This is a genomic window from Terrihabitans aquatilis (genome assembly GCF_052542005.1).
In genome coordinates this window covers 94,829-113,730 of the sequence record NZ_JBOCUO010000003.1, presented here as the reverse complement: position 1 = coordinate 113,730, position 18,902 = coordinate 94,829, and the positions used below count along the sequence as shown (strand labels likewise).

The window sequence follows — 18,902 nt, the reverse complement described above, 5'->3', positions numbered from 1 at the left end:
GGCTTTCGTATAAGTCGGCGATCAAACAGGATCCACGACTCGTGCCGGAGCCTCAGGACGCTGATCTCGAACAAGCGGCGGAATGGTATTTCCGCCAAGATGGCCGCGCTCTGTCGGCTCAGGAGCGCGCGCGTTTTGAGGCTTGGCTCGACGATCCGGGTCATCGCGCAGCCTATGCCGAGATCGAACAGACCTGGGCAGAAGCGGGCGGGCTGGCAGCGCCGCGCGTGCAGCGTCCGGTCCTGTCCGGCGCCTTCCGGATCGCGGCCTCTCTGATTATCGTCGCCTTTGGCGCCGCCTATGCGTTGGATTTTCCCACGAGGTTGCGCGCCGACGCCTACACGATGTCGGGCGAGTGGCAGACGGTGACGCTGCCGGACGGCTCAAGTGCCGATATCAACACATCATCGGCGATCCAGCTCGCCTTCGGCCCCGGCGAACGGCGCGTCCGCCTTCTGAAGGGGGAAGCCGTGTTCACGGTCGCAAAGGACGCCACGAGACCGTTCGTCGTCGAGGCCGACGGCGATGTGGCAACCGCTCTCGGCACGGTGTTCGCCGTACGCGAGACCGGCGAAGGCGCCGTGGTGACCGTGCTCGAAAGCCGTGTGGCCGTCGCCTTCCAGCATGGCGGTCCGGAACGGCAACTCGGCCCTGGCGAGCAGGTGCGCCCGCTCGGCGGCAGCCATGAGGTCACCGCGGTGGACGCCGATGCTGCGACCGCGTGGCGGCGCGGCAAGCTGATCTTTTCCGACCGCACTCTCGGCAGCGTCGTCGCCGAGATCAGCCGCTACCATCCCGGGCTGATCCGCATCGTCGATCCCTCGCTCGAAAAACTGCGCGTCAGCGGTGTGTTCGACGCAACCGATCCGCTCGGGGTCGTCGGCGCGCTGGAGGATTCGCTGGGCATCACCTCGACACGGCTCGGTTCGGCGGTCGTCCTGCTGCATCACTGAAAAAGTTTTCCCGGCGACCTCCTCAAACCGCACCCTTCGTCGTCTCACCTCCAGAATGCTGCGATCCGTCGGGGGACGACGCGCATATGGGGGAGATGAGGGCCATGCGTTTCAACCGACCTGTCGGTCGTCTGGTGGGCGCGCTTCTGACGACGACCGGCCTGTTCGCGGTCGGCGCGGTCGCGATGCCCCGTTCGGTTGCGGCGCAGGCCCAGAGCGCGCGTGCCTATGACATTCCGGCAGGCGGACTGACCGCGGCCCTGAACCGCTTCGCCGATGCCTCGCAGATCCAGCTTGTCTACGATGCTTCAATCACCCGCAGCCTGAACTCACCGGGTGTGACCGGGACGTTCACACCGGCCGAGGCGCTGGCGCGGATCCTTGCCGGCAGCCGGCTGGACTGGCGTTTTGCCAATGCCCGAACGGTGACGATCTCAGCCCCGGTGGCCGGCAACACGCAGGCTGGCTTCACGGCCGAAGACGGCACGATCCAGCTCGATACCATCGTCGTCACCGGCGAAAAGCTGACCCGCGATCTAAGCGACGTCTACACCAGCGTTGGCCTGATAACGGGCGACCAGATCGAGGACTTCGCGATCAAGGATGTCGACGAAGGATTGAACAGGCTTGCGAACACGCGGGTCACGAATGGCAGCCGCGGCAACAGCGGCATCGTGATACGCGGCACGAGCTCGGAAGGCTTTTCGCCCGGCATCAACCAAACCAATGCCGTTGCGGTGATCATCGACGGCGCGGCTCAGAACCAGGAAGGCATCCGCCGTGGCAGCCGCGGCACTTGGGATGTCTCATCGCTTGAAGTCCTGCGCGGTCCGCAGTCCACCCTGCAGGGCAACAGCGCCATGGCGGGCGCCGTCATCGTAAACACCAATGATCCCAGCTGGGATTGGACCGGCGCGGTCATGGGCGATTTCTCGACCGCCACCGGATACGGCCATGGCGACGTGAAAGACGGCGCCTTCATGCTCTCGGGCCCTCTCGTTGAGAACCAGCTTGCTTTCCGGGTCTCAGGCCAGATCATCGATGGCGACAAGGGCATCGAGTTCGCCGATCCCCGCAACAAGGTACTGGGCGAGGACGAGTTCGAGCAAATCCGCGCGAAAATGCTGTTCACGCCCGAGGCGCTGAATGGCTTCACCGCGCTGCTCAGCTACAGCCACACGCGCGACAAGCCCGGAGCCGCCGCGGCATCCGGCCCCGATTTCTTCGAGCGCCGCTTCGCCTCGTTCCAGTCGAACATGGAAATTCGCGACACCACGGTCGATGCCTACGTGGCAAACCTGTCGAAGGAAATCGGCGACGGCATCGTCCTGAGGTCGATCACCTCATATCTGGAGACCGATGCGAAGATCGATTCGATCCCCGGCCAGACCGCTTACTTTCGAGACGCGCTGCGCGCCGGCACCGATTTCCACCAGGATCTGCGCGTCGAGCTTGCGCCGGATGTACGCCCGCTCAGCGGTGTTGCAGGCCTGTACTATGGCAATGTCCGGCAGGATAGCGACACTTTCATGGTGCAAACCGGTTTCGGAACGATCCAAGATTTGGATGTACTCGGCAAGACCGAGTCCTTCGCGCTGTATGGTGATTTCCGTTATAAGTTTCAGGACCGCTGGGCACTGCTGTTCGGTGGCCGGCTTGGTGTGGATACGGTCAAGAACAGCTTTTCCGGAACTTCTTACACCTTCCCGGCCGATCTTGACGAAGAAGAGGACTTCTTTGTCGCGCTGCCCAAGATCGGTCTCGCCTATGATCTGACCGAAAATCAAACCGTGGCCTTCACGGTTTCCGAAGGATATCGGCCTGGCTTCAGCACCGTCACGCCAGACGGGATTGGCGGACAACTCTTTTACGCGGTCGATCCGGAATATCTCTGGTCGTATGAACTCGCCTACCGGTCAACATGGCTTGACGACCGGCTCGCGTTCAACGTGACCGGCTTCTACTATGATTTCAGTGACATGCAGGTCGAAGTTCCCAATCCTGCCTTGGGTGGGCTCGTCCCCTCGACGCTCAATATCGGGGAGGCTCATGCCTACGGTGCGGAGTTTGAGGTGCGCTACCGCGCCACTGATGAGCTGACGACTTTCGCCTCGCTCGGCCTTCTCAAGACTCACATCGACGATGGCGTTGTTCCGGTGCCCTTTTTCACCGGTGACTATACTGGCAACGACTTCGCGGAATCTCCCGCCGTAACCCTCAATGTCGGCGCGGTGTACAAGCATCATTCCGGCTTCTTCGCCGCCGGCGATCTCACGTTCACGAACAGCTATTACTCGTCGTTCAGCATCGACAACGACCCGGAAGAAGAAGTTCCAAGCTTCGGCCTCGTGAATGTTTCCGTCGGCTATGAAGGCGAGCACGCATCGATCACGCTTTACGCGAAGAACCTCTTCGACGAGGAGTACGTCACCGGTCTCGCCAACAACACAGCCGCGCCGGGCGCGGATGAAGCCATCGTCGGCGACGGCCGTACAATTGGCATACGCGCCAAGGCCACCTTCTGAGCGGAGAAAGTCCGGCATCAGGGGAGGCCGAGATGTGACATGAGTGAAGGACCGGAGTTCAACGTAGACGCGGCGGCGGCGGATTCACATCCGCTGCTGGCGGCTCTTCACGCCCAGTCGAAACTCTGGCCGTTCCCATCCACCGATGCCGGCGCATGCGCGGACGGCTTCGCGCCGATCTCCGCTCTCGTGGACCGGAGCAGCTTTCTCGAGTCCATGCTGTCGCGGCAGCAAACCTCGACGCCGGGGCTAGACCGCAAAGGCGCGGCCGCCTTCCTGATGACGCAGTACGGACGTCTGTTCGGCGTCACGGCCGCCGCGCCGTTCGTCGGGTTCCGCCTCGTTCCCGATTACGCTCCGGACCGTTATGCGCTCGCGTTCGGCAGCATGCCCTCCGGCACCGATCCATCGAAGCGGCCGGATGTCCGCCTCCGCTTCCTGTCGCGCAGCTTCGTGACCTCCGACCCCGTCAGCGCGGCCCATCCGGATGCACGGGAACTCGTTGATGACGATGCGCTGGAGGATCGGCTCCGCGATCAGATCGAGCGTCATTTCACGACCCTGATCGACCGCCTCCATGTCATGACGCATCTGTCGCCGGCCGCCGCCTGGCGGCTGGTGGGGGATGCCGTTTCCGGATGGTTTCTCGAAGCCGGCGAGACGTTCGGGCGTGTTGGAGAGGCGAAAGAGGCGGCGCTGTCGATCCTGCTGAAGAAAAACTCCAGGCTCTCCAACAAGCAGGTCCATTTTTTCGATGTGACGCTGCACGACGATGCCGCGCCCGAAAAAATCCTGGTCCGGCGAACGTTCCGCCAGCGTGGCGGATGCTGCCGTCTTTACACTGCGGCCGAGCGCAGAATGTGCACGACATGCGTGCTACGCGATCCCGCCGAGCGCGACGCCATCATCCTCTCCGCGATGCGGCGCGCACTCGGCCTTCCGTCGAACACATCAACACCCGGCAAGGCGCCATGAAACGAACGGGCTTTTTCATTTCCGCGCTCGCTCTGGCGATGGCGGGCGTGTCGGGTGCCGCCGCCTGCGAGGGTCGGCAGGTTCAATCGGAACACGTCTATCGATCGCCGGTCTGCGTTCCGGCGGAGCCGAAGCGCATTTTGGTGCTCGATCCCACCTTCAGCCTCGGAATGGCGATCGAGCTCAATTTGCCCGTCGTCGCCGCGCCCCTGTTTTCGATGAGCGATGGGGAGCTGCGCGAGAAATCGCTGGCGCGTTCGGTCGTAGATATTGGCAGCTTCCTCGAGCCAAGCATCGAAAGGATCATCGCGGCGAAGCCTGACCTCATCATCGGTGTCGACGGCTACACGCCGCTCTACGATCTCCTGTCGCAGGTCGCGCCGACCGTTCTCATCGGCGGGCTCAGCTGGCGCGATCATTACGAAGCGCTGGCGCTGGCGGCAGGCCGTGACGACGCAGTGGCTGGCCTGTTCGATGCCTATGACAGACGCGCCGCCGCCATCAAGGCGCGCATGCCGGATGTCAAAGTCTCGGTCCTTCGCATCACCTCATGGGATTTTCAGGTCTTCCTCGACAGCCCGAAAGCCTATGCGCCCTTTGCCGTGCTGCGCGATGCGGGCGTGCGCCGGACCGCCTACGAGACGGCGACGGGAAACGAATCGTCCAAGCGGCCGGACTGGGAGGGACTCGCGGCCCTCGAGGGCGACATCCTGCTCTACATCGTCGGCGGCCAGAACAATTCGGACACCAATGGCCGTCACGAGGAAGTGCTCGGCAATCCGCTCTGGAAAATGCTGCCCGCCGTGAAATCCGGACGGGTGCACCGCGTCGATGCCGGGCTCTGGATGGAGTTCAGCGGCCTGACCTCGGCGAACAAGATTCTGGACGATGTCGAGCGATACATCCTTGCCGCGCCGTGATCCTGCGGCAGGCGGCCGGCACGCGCTTGCGCGTCCAGGGCAATCGCGCGCGGCGCGCACCGCGCTGCTGCTGGCCCTCGCCGCACTGACCATCATCGCCGCCCTGATTGCGGTCACGCTCGGTTCGTTCCAGGCCTCCCCCGACGCCGTTTTCGACGCCGTTCTGCATTTCGACGGTTCACGCGAGCATATCGTGATCCGTGATGTCCGGCTGCCGCGGGTGCTGGCGGCGCTGTTGGTCGGGTCCTCGCTTGCCGTCGCGGGCGCGATCATGCAGGCAATGACCGGCAATCCGCTGGCATCGCCGGGCCTGCTCGGCATCAATGGGGGAGCCGCGTTCGTCGTGGTGCTGGCCGTCGCGCTGCTCGATGCGAAATCCGAGGAGACCTACATCTGGTTCGCCTTCGCGGGAGCGGCCCTTGCGGGAAGCGCGGTCTATCTCATCGGATCCGCCGGCGGCCGCGGCGGCACGCATGTGCGCTTAGCGCTGGCCGGCGCCGTCCTCTCGACCTTTCTCGGCGCGCTGACAGCCTCCTTCCTAATCTTCGACCAGGCGACTCTCGAAGTGGTGCGATTATGGTCTGTGGGATCGCTTGCCAACCGTCAGATGTCATCCGTGCTGGCGGTGTGCCCCTACATTCTCGCAGGCCTTGCCGCAGCGCTGGTTTTCAGCCGCGAGATCATGACTCTCAGCCTCGGCGAAACGATCGCTCAATCCGTCGGCCAGAGCCTCGCCGTGTGGCGCGCGGTGGCGGCCCTGATCGTCGTGCTGCTGGCCGGCGGCGCGGTTGCGCTTGCAGGGCCCGTCGGGTTTGTCGGGCTCGTCGTGCCGCACATCGGCCGGTTCGTTGTCGGCACGGATTATCGCTGGATCATTCCCTTCTGCGCCGTTGGCGGAGCATTGCTCGTCGTCCTCGCGGACGGTCTTCTCAGATGGGTGCTGCCGGTGGGCGACATTCCGGTCGGCGTCACCATGGCTCTGGTCGGCACGCCTCTCTTTATCCATCTCGCGCGGCGGCTCGGGGCCTTCCGATGAAAACCGCCATCTGCCTCGTCATCGCGATTGGCGCCGTCATGGCGCTTTCCCTGCTTGCCGGAGACCAAGGCATCCCGGTGCGCGGTGTCATAGGCGCTCTGTCCGGCAATCCGGATACTGATCCTGCAACGCGGCTCATCGTGCTCGACGTGCGGTTGCCGCGCGCCGTCATGGCGCTGCTGGTGGGCGGCGCTCTCGCCATCGGCGGAGTGCTGACGCAATCGACCATGCGCAATCCGCTCGCCGAGCCTGGATTGCTTGGCATCAACGCCGGCGCCGCGCTTGCGGTGATCGTGCTGATCGTGCGGCTCGGCGATGTGTCGCACGAGCTATTGCCTGGGTTTGCATTCGGCGGCGCGCTCGCGGCCACAATCATCGTGTACGCGCTGTCATGGAGCGGCGGCATGTCGTCGGGGCGAATTGTGCTGATCGGGATCGGGATCAGCGCGCTGGCCGGGGCCGGCGTCAGTTTCGTCTCGGCCTTCGGCGACGTCGCAGCGGTCCAGCGCGCAATGGTCTGGATGTCGGGCAGTGTCTACGACAGCCGGTGGGTGAAGATCCAGATATTGGCGCTATGGGTCTTGCCGATGATGATTGTGGTCTGGCTGGCGGCGCGCGAGCTTGATCTGTTAATCTACGAAGACGCGATCGCGCGCAGCCTCGGGCAGCCAATTGTCGCGATGCGCATGGCGCTTCTGTTTCTTTGCGCCATCATCTGCGGCGCGGCCGTGGCGGCAGCCGGGCTGATCGCGTTTGTCGGCCTGATTGCCCCGCACGCCGCCCGGCGTCTTGTCGGTCCGGGCCATGTGATCCTGGTGCCGGTGTCCGCACTGACGGGGGCGCTGCTGGTTCTGGCCGCCGACCTCATCGGGCGCACGGCAATCGCGCCGGCGCAGGTGCCGGTCGGAATCATGACAGCGTTACTGGGCGCTCCGTTCTTTGCCTACCTGATGTGGAAGAAGCGCTATGGCTGAACCGGCACGGCGCCCAGCGCTCGAAACCAGGCAATTGTCTGCGGGCTATGGGATGCGCACGATCGTTGACAGGCTCGATCTCGCGATCCCGGAGGGTTCTTTCACCGCACTGATCGGCCCGAACGGCAGCGGCAAGTCGACAGTCCTGAGGACGCTTGCTGGCCTGATCACGCCAACCGGGGGAGAGGTGCATCTCCGCGGGCGGCCGGTCGCGAAGATGCCGCGCAAGGCGATCGCCCGCCAGCTGTCCCTGTTGCCTCAGAACCCTGTGTCGCCTGAAGGACTTACAGTCATCGATCTGGTGCGACAGGGCCGCTATCCGCACCGGTCCCTGCTGCGTGGATGGTCTGTCCGGGATGAGGAAGCGGTGCAGGAGGCGCTCGTCAACACGGGGCTTCGCGACCATGCCGAGCAGGCTCTGGACACCTTGTCGGGCGGCCAGCGCCAGCGCGCGTGGATCGCGATGACCCTTGCCCAACAGGCGGAAATCCTGCTGCTCGACGAACCGACGACGTTTCTCGACATCTCGCATCAGCTCGACGTGATGGAACTCCTGTCGGGATTACGGCAGCGCCGCAAGACGACGATCGTCGCCATCGTGCACGATATCAACCTCGCAGCGCGCTATGCGGACAACGTAATAGCACTGCATAAGGGACGGATATACATTGCCGCCTCCCCTGCCGAGGCCGTAACCGGGCAAATGCTGAGCGATGTTTTCGGCATTGATGCGACCCTTCTGACAGATCCCGGCACGGGGTCTCCGGTGGTAATTCCGAATTCGGTCAATCAGACGACGTGATATTGCGCATTCGACATGACGTCTGCGCTGTACACCGCTCATCGAGCAGCCATTCCAGCGCAAAGCATCCCGACGTGTACGTTTCCGCACCAGCCCTGGTCTTCCGGAACGCCTACCGTCTCATTTCTGTTATAGGATTATATTCGACCATCAAAGCTTATCGGTTCCGAAGATTTCGTAGCATCGCTCAAGCGTGCTGATCCGGTACACGCTGTTTTGGCCGGCTTCCAAAGGAGAAGTCCATGCGCCTCGCCGTGTATCCAGATCGCGTGGACACTCACCCTGGAGCCGAATATCTCCTCTGCTTTTCTCATCTGCGCTGGAATTTCGTCTACCAGCGGCCCCAGCATCTCCTGAGCCGGGCCGCGCGCCGGCAGCACGTCGTCTTCTTCGAAGAGCCCATCGATGGAGACGTAGCGGTGCCCCGGCTTGATCTCAGCCGGACACCGGAGGGCGTGACCGTGGCCGTACCGGTCTTGCCGCGCGGCCTCAGCACCTTGCAAACCATCAATGCCCAGCGCGCCTTGCTCGACGGTCTTGTTGCGAAGTGGCCGCGCAAACCGAAGACACTTTGGTACTATACGCCTATGGCTCTGACGTTCTCGCGCCATTTGCAAGCCGATGTGTGCGTCTATGACAACATGGACGAATTGTCCGCCTTTCGTGGTGCGCCTCCTCGGTTGATCGCGCTGGAGCGGGAACTTTTTCGCCGCTCGGACATCGTCTTCACCGGTGGCCAGAGCCTGTACCAGGCCAAAAAAGGCCGCCATCACAATCTCCACGCCTTTCCCAGCAGCATAGATTCCGCGCATTTCGGAACCGCCCGTTGCACGGCGCGGCAGGAACCCGAGGATCAGGCCGAAATTCCCCATCCGAGGCTCGGATTTTTCGGCGTCATCGATGAGCGGATGGACATCGATTTGGTCGGCCGGATGGCCGATCAGCGCCCCGATTGGCATTTCGTGATGATCGGGCCGGTGGTGAAAATCGATCCGGCAACGCTGCCGCAGCGTTTGAATCTGCATTGGCTCGGCGGCAAGAATTACGGCGAGCTCCCTGCCTATCTGGCCGGCTGGGACCTCGGGATCATGCCCTTCGAGATGAACGAATCCACACGGTTCATCAGCCCCACGAAGACGCCTGAATTTTTGGCTGCGGGCGTTCCCGTCATCTCCACGCCGATCACCGACGTCGTTCATCCGTATGGCGATCTCGGACTGGTCGATATCGCGCACGATGCGGACACCTTCGTGCAGAAGGCGGAAATCCTTCTCCGCCGGCCAACCGGCTCCTGGCTGGCGCGCGTCGACGAACATCTCGCGACCATGTCCTGGGATCTGACGTGGAGCTGCATGGACCAATTGATGCAACGAGCACCGGGCCGCGGCACCGCAAGCCTGCCCGCCATCGAGGAGGCTATCGGTGTTTGACCGGTTGATCAGCGGCCGGCACATCGAAGAAACGCGTCCGGGAACGACGCAGCGTGCAACAAACGGTGCGGCACAACCCGCCGTGGACGGATAGGACATGCCGGAGCGTCTCGCCGACGCCCTCGAAATCTGGGGCGGGATCGAATGCACGATCGCCCGGCTTCAGGACAGTTGGCGCGACCAGAGTGTGGAAACCGGACATCGTGAGCGTCTCGACGACCTGGACCTCGTCGCGGACCTGGGAATCCGCACCTTGCGCTATCCTATTCTGTGGGAGACGGTCGCGCCACACATTCCAGAGGCCCTCGATTGGTCCTGGCACGATGCGCGGCTCGGCCGGCTGCGCGAACTCGGCATCACGCCCATCGTGGGCCTGGTGCATCACGGCAGCGGTCCCGTTTATACGAGCCTGCTCGACCCCGAATTCCCGCAGAAGCTGGCGCGCTATGCCGAAGCCATCGCCCGGCGCTATCCCTGGATCAAGAGCTTTACGCCCGTCAACGAACCGCTGACCACCGCCCGTTTCAGCGGACTTTACGGCCATTGGTACCCGCACCATCGTGACATTCGCAGCTGTCTTCGCATGCTGGTCAACCAGTGCCGGGCGGTGGTGCTGTCCATGGAAGCGATCCGCCGCATTACGCCGGACGCCCACCTGATACAGACGGAAGACCTTGGCAAAACGTTCTCGACGCCGCTGCTGTCCTATCAGGCCGAGCACGAGAATGCGCGGCGCTGGCTGACCTTCGATCTGCTGACCGGCCGCATCACACCCGGCCATGCCCTGCACGATTATCTCATCGCGAACGGGATCACGGCGGAGGAACTGGTCGCCTTTGTGGAGGCTCCCTGTCCACCCGACATCCTCGGCATCAATCACTACCTGACCAGCGAGCGCTTTCTGGATCATCGTCGTTCCATGACACAAGGGCATGGCACGGGCTCGAACGGGCGCCATCGCTACGCTGATCTCGAAGCCGTCCGAGCCCATTTGCCGGATGGCTCGACAGGCCCGGAAGCAAGGCTGACGGAGGCCTGGGAGAGATATGGGCTGCCGATGGCTGTCACCGAAGTCCATCATGGGTGCAGTCGCGATGAACAAGTGCGTTGGCTTGCGGACGTTTGGGATGCCGCCCTTCGCGTGCACGATACCGGCGCCGATATCCGAGCAGTCACGGTCTGGGCGCTGTTCGGTGCGATGGATTGGAACAGCCTGCTGACGCAAAGGCATGGGCATTACGAGCCCGGAGCGTACGACATCCGCGCAGGCTCTCCACGCCTCACGGCGCTGGGCACGTTGACGAAGCAATTGGCGCACGCCGGTTCGTGCGATCATCCGGTTCTGGATTCACCCGGATGGTGGCGACGCAAACAGCGCTTCTACCGGGCGACGAAAGACGGCGTTGCGCCGTTGCCTGGCAGGCCACGATCCTTGCTGGTGATCGGCGCCGACAGCCCGTTCGGGCAGGAACTCCTTGAGACGGCGGATCATCGCGGGCTGGCATGTATCGCGCTCCCGGCGCGCGCGCTGGCCGATCGCGGAACGGACTGGACCAGGATACTCGGCGGCCATCGCGCCTGGGCGGTGGTGAACGCCTGGGGGATCGACGGCGCTCCCTCCATCGACGCTCCGGACGGGCCTGAGTCCGGCGGCGATGTGATCGAACTCGCGCGAGAATGCGCCCGGCGCGCCCTTCCCTTTCTCACCTTTTCATTCCGGGACTGCGTTTTCAGCCCCGCGGAGGAAGATCGTCTGCGCAGCCTTTATCCGCACGCTCTTGTGGCGTGCGCCGGACCGCTGTTCATGCCGTCCGACACCGACAATTTCGTCATTTCGGCGCTCCGCGAGATGGCTCAGGGTCGCTCGATCACAGTCCCTGTCCGAAGGCAGATGGCTCCGAGCTATACGCCGGACCTCCTGCACGCAGCCCTGGATCTCCTGATCGATCGGGAACAGGGTATCCAGCGTCTCACCAATGGCGGCGATGTTTCTCCGCTCGACCTGTCACGACGGATCGCCAAACTGGCCGGCCTCGACCCAGCCCGGGTTCTGGCCAGTCCCACGGTACCCGAAGAGGTTCCGCCCAGCCGCAACGAGGCCTTCTGCCCGACAATGCCGAACCTCGACAGCGCATTGCAGCGATACTTTCGCGACAGCAGGATCGTCTGCCACGGCGAGGCGAATGTGATGGCGGCCGAATAGCCGAAATTGCGGCCGACAGCAGCGGGCCGCGTTTCTCACAACTCCCACGTCAGGGCTATTTGCCCTGACGCGCGTCCTCGGCGATCGCGGCAGGGTCGCGCTCTTCCTTCGGCCCATAGCCGCCCGCGCCCGCCATTTCAAAGCGCAGCACATCGCCGTTGTTGAAGCGGCGGATGAACTTGGACGGCAGCGCCTCCTCGTTCGTGGCGCCCGGATTCAATATCGACCGCGCCCGCGCCCCGCCCTCTCCGCCGAACAGGCCGAAAGGCTGGGACTTGAAGCGGTCGGCACGGACCTGGACCTGCACATCGTCCGCAAGGATGCGGTACTGCCGCACCATGCCGAGCGCGCCGCGATATTTTCCCGCCCCGCCCGTGCCGGGCAGGAAGCCGTATTCGTCGATCCGGATCGGGTTCTCCGCCTCGATCAGCTCCACCGGAACATTGGCGAGATTGCCGATACAATAGGGCCCGGCGTCCTGGCCGTCCGAATCGGGATTGGCACCAAGTCCGGTGTTGTTGTGGAATTCGAGGTGCAGAAAGCGGCGGCCCTGCGCGTCATTGCCGGACGCTGCGATGGCGAATTCCGAGCCTCCCGCGCAGGCCGGCATGCGGCCCGGAAGCAGCGTGGCCAGCGCGCCAAGCACGATGGAACGCAGCCGGAAGCCGACCTGCCCGCGCGACCCAACGGCGGCGGGATATTTCACATCCACGAAGGTGCCCGGCCGCGTCGTCACATGGATGGCGCGGTAGAGCCCGGCGTTGTTGGGAATGACCGCGCTCAGCACCGTGCGGATGGCCGCGTAGACGCAGGACACGGTGAAGGCGCGATTGCAGTGCACCGCACCTCCCTTGTCGTCGTCCGTGCCGGAGAAGTCGCAGAAGATCTCGCTGCCCTTCTTGGTCAGCTTGAGGTGGATGCGGATGGGGCCGTTGCCGACGCCGTCATCGTCGTTCCATTCCTCGAACTCGACCTCGCCATCCGGCAGCGCCTCGATCTCGTTCCGCGTCAGGGTCTCGGCATAATCGATGAGATCGCCGAGATAGGCGCCGAGCACGTCGGGCTGCCAGTCGCGGGCCAGCTTCTCGACCTCGGCGGCGGCCTGATCGAGCGCCGCAAGCTGCGCGCGCACATCGCCCATCACGCGGTCGGGCACACGGGTGTTGAACTCGATGATGCGCATCAGCGTGTCGTTGACGCGTCCGCCCTCGACGATCTTCACCGGCGGGATGCGCAGGCCTTCCTCGAAGATCTCCATGCTGTCGGCGGCATTTCCACCTGGCACGCGCCCACCAAGATCGGAATGGTGGAGGATGAGGCTGACGATGGCCACCCGCTCGCCGTTCACGTAGACCGGCTTGAAGGTGAAGATGTCGTTCAGATGGCTGCAGCCCGAATAGGGATCGTTGCTGGCCAGCACATCGCCTTCATGGATATCGTCGCCGAAATGCTCGAGGCAGGCTTCCAGCGCCGGCATGACGACGCCGAGATGCACCGGAACGGCAAGGCCCTGCGCGACGAGGCGCCCCTGGCCGTCACAGATCGCGGCCGAGAAATCCATGCTGTTCTTGACGTTCGACGTGCGCGCCGTGCGCGTGACCATGACAAGCGCGTTGTCGGCGGTGGTGACGAGCGCGTTCTTCAGCAGTTCGCGGCGGACAGGATCGATATTGGTCATCTGAAAACCTCTCAACCAGCGCGGCGCGTGAGCACGACATTGTTCCAGCCGTCGAGGGCGGCGGACCAGTTCGGCAAAACGACGATGGTGGTGTCGTATTCCTCGACGATCACGGGGCCGTCGAGTGGCTCACCGGTGAGCGCGGACCGGGGAATGACGGGCGTCTCGAACCAGCCGGCCTCACCGAAGAAGGCGCGACGGCGCGAGACGGGCGCGCGCTTTTCGGCGCCGCGCTCGGCCCGCTCGGGCATGCGCGGCTGGTCCGGCACGCCGCCGCAAACGAGCTTCAGCGACACGAACTGCACCGCCTCGCCCGGCGAGGAATAGCCGAAGATGGCCTCATGCTCGCGGTGGAAAACGGCCTCCAGCTGAGCGATGGCGCTCTCGCCCTCCGGCACTTCCAACGTAAGCGGCGCGGTCTGCCCGACATAACGCAGATCGGCGAACAGGGTCATGCGGCGGCGCGAGGCCTCGGTGAAGCCTTCGGCCGACAGCATGTCGAGACCGCGCGCGATTAGAGGGGCCGCGGCCTCGTCCAGCGCGGCGCGGTCCACGGCGTCGAGCCGGCGGTAAAATGCGCCGACGAGCTGGTGCTCGACATCGGCGAACAGCATGCCGAGCGCGCTGAACAGGCCGGCCACCGGCGGCACGACGATGCGCTTCATCCCGGCGGCTTCCGCAAGCGTGCAGGCATGCACCGGCCCGTTCCCGCCGATGGCGAGCATCGCGTATTGCGAGGGATCGCGCCCCTTCTCGGACGACACGCCACGCAGCGCGCGCAGCATGGTGGCGTCGGCGATGGCGTGGATGCCGTAGGCGGTATCGGTCTCCGACAAGCCAACGCGCGCGCCGAGATCGGCGACGGCTTTGCGGGCGGAGTCGATGTCGAGCGTCAGCTCGCCGCTGACCAGAGCGTGAGGGTTCAGATAGCCGAGTATCAGATTGGCGTCGGTGACGGTCGGATTGGTGCCGCCCCGCCCATAAGCCACCGGGCCGGGCTCCGCACCCGCGCTGCGCGGGCCGACCGTGAGGCCGCCCGCGACGTCGCTCGCCGCGATGGAGCCGCCGCCGGCGCCCACTTCCGCGATGTCGATGGTCGGAACCTGGACTGGGTAGCCGGCGCCCTTGATCATGCGCGTCCCGAGCGCCGCCCCGCCTCCGACTTCGGTTTCCGGGCACAGCTGGTAGGCGAAATTCTCGATGACGGTGGCCTTGGCCGTGGTGCCGCCCATGTCGAACACCAGCACGTCAGGCTCGCCGATCTTGGTGCCGAGACGCTGGCCGCCGAGCACGCCCGCCGCCGGGCCGCTCTCGATGATGTCGATGGGCTGGCGCGCCACGAGATCGCCCGGCGAGATGCCGCCGCTCGACTGCATGATCATGAGCGGCGCCTTGATGCCGAGCCGGTCGAGCCGCGCCTTCAGCGACTGGACGTAACGCTCCACGACGGGGCGGATGTACGAGTTCACCACCGTGGTGGAGGTGCGCTCATACTCGCCGAGCTGGGGCAAGAGATCGACCGAGGCGGTGACCGGCACGCCCGGCAGAGCTTCGGCGAGCAATTCCGCCACGCGCCGCTCGTGCGCGGCGTTGACGTAGGAGTTGATGAGCGTGACGGAGACCGACTGGACGCCCTCGTCGCGGAATATCTGAGCGAGGGTCGCGATCTCGCTCTCGTCGAGGGGCGTTACCACAGAGCCGTCCGAGGCGATGCGCTCGTCCACTTCGAGGCGAAGGCGCCGCTCCACCAGCGGATCCTGCTTCTTGTAATGGATGTCGTAGAGGCGCGGCGTGCGGAAACGCGCGATCTCGAGCACGTCGCGGAAGCCCTTGGTGGTGACAAGGCCGACCTTGGCGCCCAGCCGCTCGATGATGGTGTTGGTCGCGACCGTCGTCGCGTGGACGAATTCGCCGATCTGCGAGGCATCCACGCCGAGCTCGCCGAGCAGCGCGGAGACGCCGTTCTCGATGCCCTGGCTGTAATCCTTCGGCGTCGACAGGACCTTCTTCGAGAAGATGGTGCCCTCTGCGCTCATCAGCACGACATCGGTGAAGGTGCCGCCGATATCGACGCCGAGACGGTAGGATGGCTGTGTCATGATCCTGCGACGGTCCTTTCCTGAAGCGGGTGCCGGGGCTAGCGCAGACGCGCGGCGGCCGGGATCGGCCACACCGCGGCGATGCGGTCACCACGCAGGGCGTAAAGCTCGCTGTGGAGGTGAACACTGGTGTCGGCATAGCCGACGACGAAGCGGATGCGCTCGCCGACGCGCGGCGTCTCCGAGGGCGCGGTGAGTTCGATCTTGGCGTGCTCGGCGGAGAAAGCGGCACTGGCCAAATTGTCGACCAGAGGCAGGGGCAGCCCGGAATCGGTGCTCATGCTCTTCTTGCCGGCATCGGTGATGATGCGGGTCGGGGTCGGGCGGCTCGTCACCGTGGAGAGCACGGTCAGCCCGTATTCGACCGGCACATGATAGAGCGTGCGGTAGCGGACATCGCCGAAGATACCGCCGCCGGCCTGAATCTCGGTGACGCCGGGGATGCCCGGCGAGACTTCGAAGGTGCCGGTTCCGCCACAGCTGACGATGCGGATGGGTATTCCCTCGGAGCGGCAAAGCTCCGCGCTGGCGACGAGCTGGCCGACGGCGCCTTCGATGGCCGCCCGCTTTTCGTCGGGATCCTCGATGCGCGTCGTGTGGCCTTCCCAGGTCATCACGCCGGCGAGGTCGAGCGAGGAATGGCTCTTGATGAAACGCGCCAGATCGAGCACCGCCTCGCCGGGCGCGACGCCCGCGCGCTTCGTGCCCGTATCGACCTCGATCAGGACGCGGAGGCTGAGGCCCGCGACGCCCGCCGCCGCGGCGAGCGCCATCACGTTGTCGCGCCCGTCGACCGCCACCGCGATGTCCGCCCGGCGGCGCAGGCCCATCAACCGCTCGATCTTGATCGGACCGGCGATCTGGTTGGCGACAAGGATGTCGTCGATGCCGGCATCCACCAGCATCTCCGCTTCGGACAGTTTGGCGCAGGTGATGCCTATGGCTCCCGCCTGAACCAGGAGGCGGGCGATGTCGGGCGATTTGTGCGCCTTGCAATGCGGCCGCCAATCGACACCACCAGCCCGGCAGGCATTGGCGATGCGCCCGATATTGCGCGCCATCACGTCGAGATCGATCAGCAGGGCCGGCGTGTCGATCGCGTCGGTGCTGGCACCGACGAAGGGCTGCACCGCGATCATGCCGCGCGGCCCCGGCCCGCTTCGCGGAACAGGCGCACCAGCTCGCGGGCATCCGCGACACCGTCGAGGTCCATCACGGCGGCCTGCAGGCTTTCGATGCCGTCAGGCTCTGCGCCGAAGCCCCATTCCAGGCAGGAGCGGAACTTGGCGAATACCTCCGCCTCGCTCATCGGCTCGTCCGGCGCGCCCTTCATGGTCAGACGCTCGAGCTTCAGCTCGCGGCCATCCTTCGTGGTGATCGAGACGCGCGCGGGCGCGATGGCCGTTTCGGGATAATCGGCGGCGGCGATCGTGCGGATCGTGGAGGCGAACGCCACGTCATCGGCCTGGATACGGGCCGGCTGGAAGGTCTGGATTGTGACCGCGCCATCGCGCAGGGCCGCCGCGAAGGCATAGGCCGCGTTGAACTGGGCGTGGACCACCGGCGTGGGGTGCGCGCGGTCGAAGTTCGCGCCCACGATCTTGCGATTGACCTCGCCGAGCTCGATCGTGCCGCCCGCAACATCGTCGGCGGACAGACCCTGCGCGCGCAGTTCCAGAGCGAGCTGGATGGCGGTGTGCGTGCAGCGGCAGCATGGAAACGGCTTCATGCTGAGGTCGCGGACATGCCAGTCCCGGCCCAGACCATCGACGAGGATTTCCGGCCGCACCTCGCCGCGCTCATGCAGGTTGAACAGACCGGCCTGCCCCTCGAGGAAGCGCGCGGGGCCGGTGATGCCATTGCGGGCGAGCTGCGCCGCCAGCACGCCGGAGCGGGCCGCGAAGCCCGGACCCACGCGTTTTGCCAGCGCGCCGTCGGCGATGAACTGGGTGGTGCCCGAGAGCTGGACGAAGGCGAGCGCGAGCGCGTTCAGCGTCTCTTCCTCGTCCAAACCGTAAATGCTGGCGGCTGCGGCGGCCGCGGAAATGGTGCCGAGCGCGGTGGTGGGGTGCCAGCCCTTGCCCAGCGAATTGTAGCAGGCGAGCCCCAGCCGGCAGAACAGCTCCACGCCGATGGCGATGGCGGTGATCGCCTCGCGCCCGCTGACCGTGCGCTCCTCGCCCTCGATGGCGGCCAGCACCGCCGGCAGCACCACGCAGAACACGTGGACACGGGCCGGGTCGTGCTGGTCGTCGAAATCGAGGCTGTGCGCTGCCGCGCCATTGGCGAGCGCCGCCGTCGCGGGGTTCACCCGGGCGCCGTTCAAAAGCAAGGTGGCGCGGCCGCCATCTTCCCAGGCGGTGAGCGCTCTCAGCAATTCCTGCATGCCGGGCGCCCGCGCCGCGCCGCCGATCACGCCCAGGGTGTCCACGGTGAACAGCTTGACGATGCGTGCCACGTCCTCGGGCAGATCCTCGTAGCGCAGAGCGGAGATGGCAGCCGCGATCTCCCGGCCATAGGGCCGCAATTCGGTTCCGGTCTGTGTCATCGTCAGGTCTCGATGTCGTGCCGAAGGAGCTCGGAGATCTCGCGCCGCAGTTCGAGGAATTCGGGTGCGAGCTTCATCTCCTCGCGGCGCGGGCGCTCGAACGGCACCCGGATCTCGCGCAGCACATGCGCGGGCCGCTTGGAGAAGACGAGGATGCGGTCGGCGAGGTAGAGCGCTTCCTCGATGCCGTGCGTGACGAACAGCACCATCTTGCGCTCGGCTTCCCAGATGCGGACCAGTTCGTCCTGCAGGATGTCGCGCGTCTGCACGTCGAGCGCGCCGAACGGCTCGTCCATCAGGAGCAGGCTGGGCTGGATGCAGAAGGCGCGGGCGATGCCGACGCGCTGCTGCATGCCGCCCGACAGCTGGTGCGGCCAGGAATTCTCGAATCCCTTGAGGCCGACCATCTGCAGGTATTTGCGGGCGCGCTCCAGCCGCTCGGCCTTGGGCACGCCCATGACCTCCAGCCCGAACGCCACGTTCTCGATGGCCGTGCGCCAGGGGAACAGATCCGCCCCCTGGAACACCATGCCCCGGCCCGTCCCGGTCTTGCCGGTGATGTCCTGTCCGTCGAGCACGATCTTGCCGGTATCGGCTGGAACCAGCCCGTTGATGATCTGCAGCAGAGTGGACTTGCCGCAGCCCGAGGGGCCGAGGAGCGCGACGAACTCGCCCTCATCCACTTCCATGGATTGCTCGACGAGAACCTGGACTTGGCCGAAGGATTTCGAGACGTTCGATACCGAAAGGTGGGCCATC

14 protein-coding genes are annotated in these 18,902 nt (G+C 65.0%); 9 read left to right on the top strand and 5 right to left on the bottom strand.

The annotated features are described in order from the left end of the window. The first annotated feature begins 41 nt into the window (after positions 1-41). From ACQ6S1_RS11540 to ACQ6S1_RS11500, 9 genes are all read left to right on the top strand, one after another. A complete protein-coding gene (locus ACQ6S1_RS11540) occupies positions 42-953 on the top strand; it encodes a FecR family protein (protein ID WP_445041368.1) in 912 nt (303 codons plus the stop codon). A gap of 134 nt (positions 954-1,087) precedes the next feature. Further along, the gene (locus ACQ6S1_RS11535) at positions 1,088-3,478 is read left to right on the top strand and encodes a TonB-dependent receptor (protein WP_445041367.1); all 2,391 of its coding nucleotides are present in this window, start codon (positions 1,088-1,090) and stop codon (positions 3,476-3,478) included. Positions 3,479-3,517: 39 nt separating this feature from the next. Next, positions 3,518-4,453, top strand: a complete 936-nt coding sequence (locus ACQ6S1_RS11530; protein WP_445041366.1) for a ferric iron reductase — start codon at positions 3,518-3,520, stop codon at positions 4,451-4,453. Next, positions 4,450-5,373, top strand: coding sequence for an iron-siderophore ABC transporter substrate-binding protein (locus tag ACQ6S1_RS11525; protein WP_445041365.1), 924 nt, complete (start codon positions 4,450-4,452; stop codon positions 5,371-5,373). The genes ACQ6S1_RS11530 and ACQ6S1_RS11525 overlap by 4 nt, the downstream gene beginning before the upstream one ends. Continuing rightward, positions 5,342-6,409, top strand: a complete 1,068-nt coding sequence (locus ACQ6S1_RS11520; protein WP_445041364.1) for a FecCD family ABC transporter permease — start codon at positions 5,342-5,344, stop codon at positions 6,407-6,409. The genes ACQ6S1_RS11525 and ACQ6S1_RS11520 overlap by 32 nt, the downstream gene beginning before the upstream one ends. Beyond that, positions 6,406-7,383 (top strand): FecCD family ABC transporter permease, encoded by a 978-nt coding sequence (locus tag ACQ6S1_RS11515; protein ID WP_445041363.1) that lies wholly within the window; start codon positions 6,406-6,408, stop codon positions 7,381-7,383. The genes ACQ6S1_RS11520 and ACQ6S1_RS11515 overlap by 4 nt, the downstream gene beginning before the upstream one ends. A gap of 52 nt (positions 7,384-7,435) precedes the next feature. Further along, a complete protein-coding gene (locus ACQ6S1_RS11510) occupies positions 7,436-8,185 on the top strand; it encodes an ABC transporter ATP-binding protein (protein WP_445041362.1) in 750 nt (249 codons plus the stop codon). Between the two features lie 242 nt (positions 8,186-8,427). Continuing rightward, a complete protein-coding gene (locus tag ACQ6S1_RS11505; protein ID WP_445041361.1) occupies positions 8,428-9,615 on the top strand; it encodes a glycosyltransferase in 1,188 nt (395 codons plus the stop codon). Positions 9,616-9,712: 97 nt separating this feature from the next. After that, a complete protein-coding gene (locus ACQ6S1_RS11500; protein WP_445041360.1) occupies positions 9,713-11,818 on the top strand; it encodes a family 1 glycosylhydrolase in 2,106 nt (701 codons plus the stop codon). Positions 11,819-11,873: 55 nt separating this feature from the next. Here ACQ6S1_RS11500 and ACQ6S1_RS11495 read toward each other — a convergent pair whose 3' ends face one another. The 5 genes from ACQ6S1_RS11495 to ACQ6S1_RS11475 are packed head-to-tail and all read right to left on the bottom strand — an operon-like array spanning position 11,874 to position 18,901. Next, the gene (locus ACQ6S1_RS11495) at positions 11,874-13,496 is read right to left on the bottom strand and encodes a hydantoinase B/oxoprolinase family protein (protein WP_445041359.1); all 1,623 of its coding nucleotides are present in this window, start codon (positions 13,494-13,496) and stop codon (positions 11,874-11,876) included. An 11-nt stretch (positions 13,497-13,507) separates the two neighbouring features. Then, entirely contained in the window at positions 13,508-15,595 is a 2,088-nt protein-coding gene (locus ACQ6S1_RS11490) for a hydantoinase/oxoprolinase family protein (RefSeq protein ID WP_445041358.1), read from the bottom strand. A 38-nt stretch (positions 15,596-15,633) separates the two neighbouring features. Continuing rightward, the gene (locus ACQ6S1_RS11485; protein ID WP_445041357.1) at positions 15,634-16,734 is read right to left on the bottom strand and encodes an alanine racemase; all 1,101 of its coding nucleotides are present in this window, start codon (positions 16,732-16,734) and stop codon (positions 15,634-15,636) included. Beyond that, the gene (locus tag ACQ6S1_RS11480; protein ID WP_445041356.1) at positions 16,731-18,143 is read right to left on the bottom strand and encodes an MmgE/PrpD family protein; all 1,413 of its coding nucleotides are present in this window, start codon (positions 18,141-18,143) and stop codon (positions 16,731-16,733) included. Before ACQ6S1_RS11480 ends, ACQ6S1_RS11485 begins: the two co-directional genes overlap by 4 nt. 2 nt (positions 18,144-18,145) lie before the next feature. After that, the gene (locus ACQ6S1_RS11475; protein WP_445041355.1) at positions 18,146-18,901 is read right to left on the bottom strand and encodes an ABC transporter ATP-binding protein; all 756 of its coding nucleotides are present in this window, start codon (positions 18,899-18,901) and stop codon (positions 18,146-18,148) included. Between the last annotated feature and the right edge of the window lies 1 nt (position 18,902).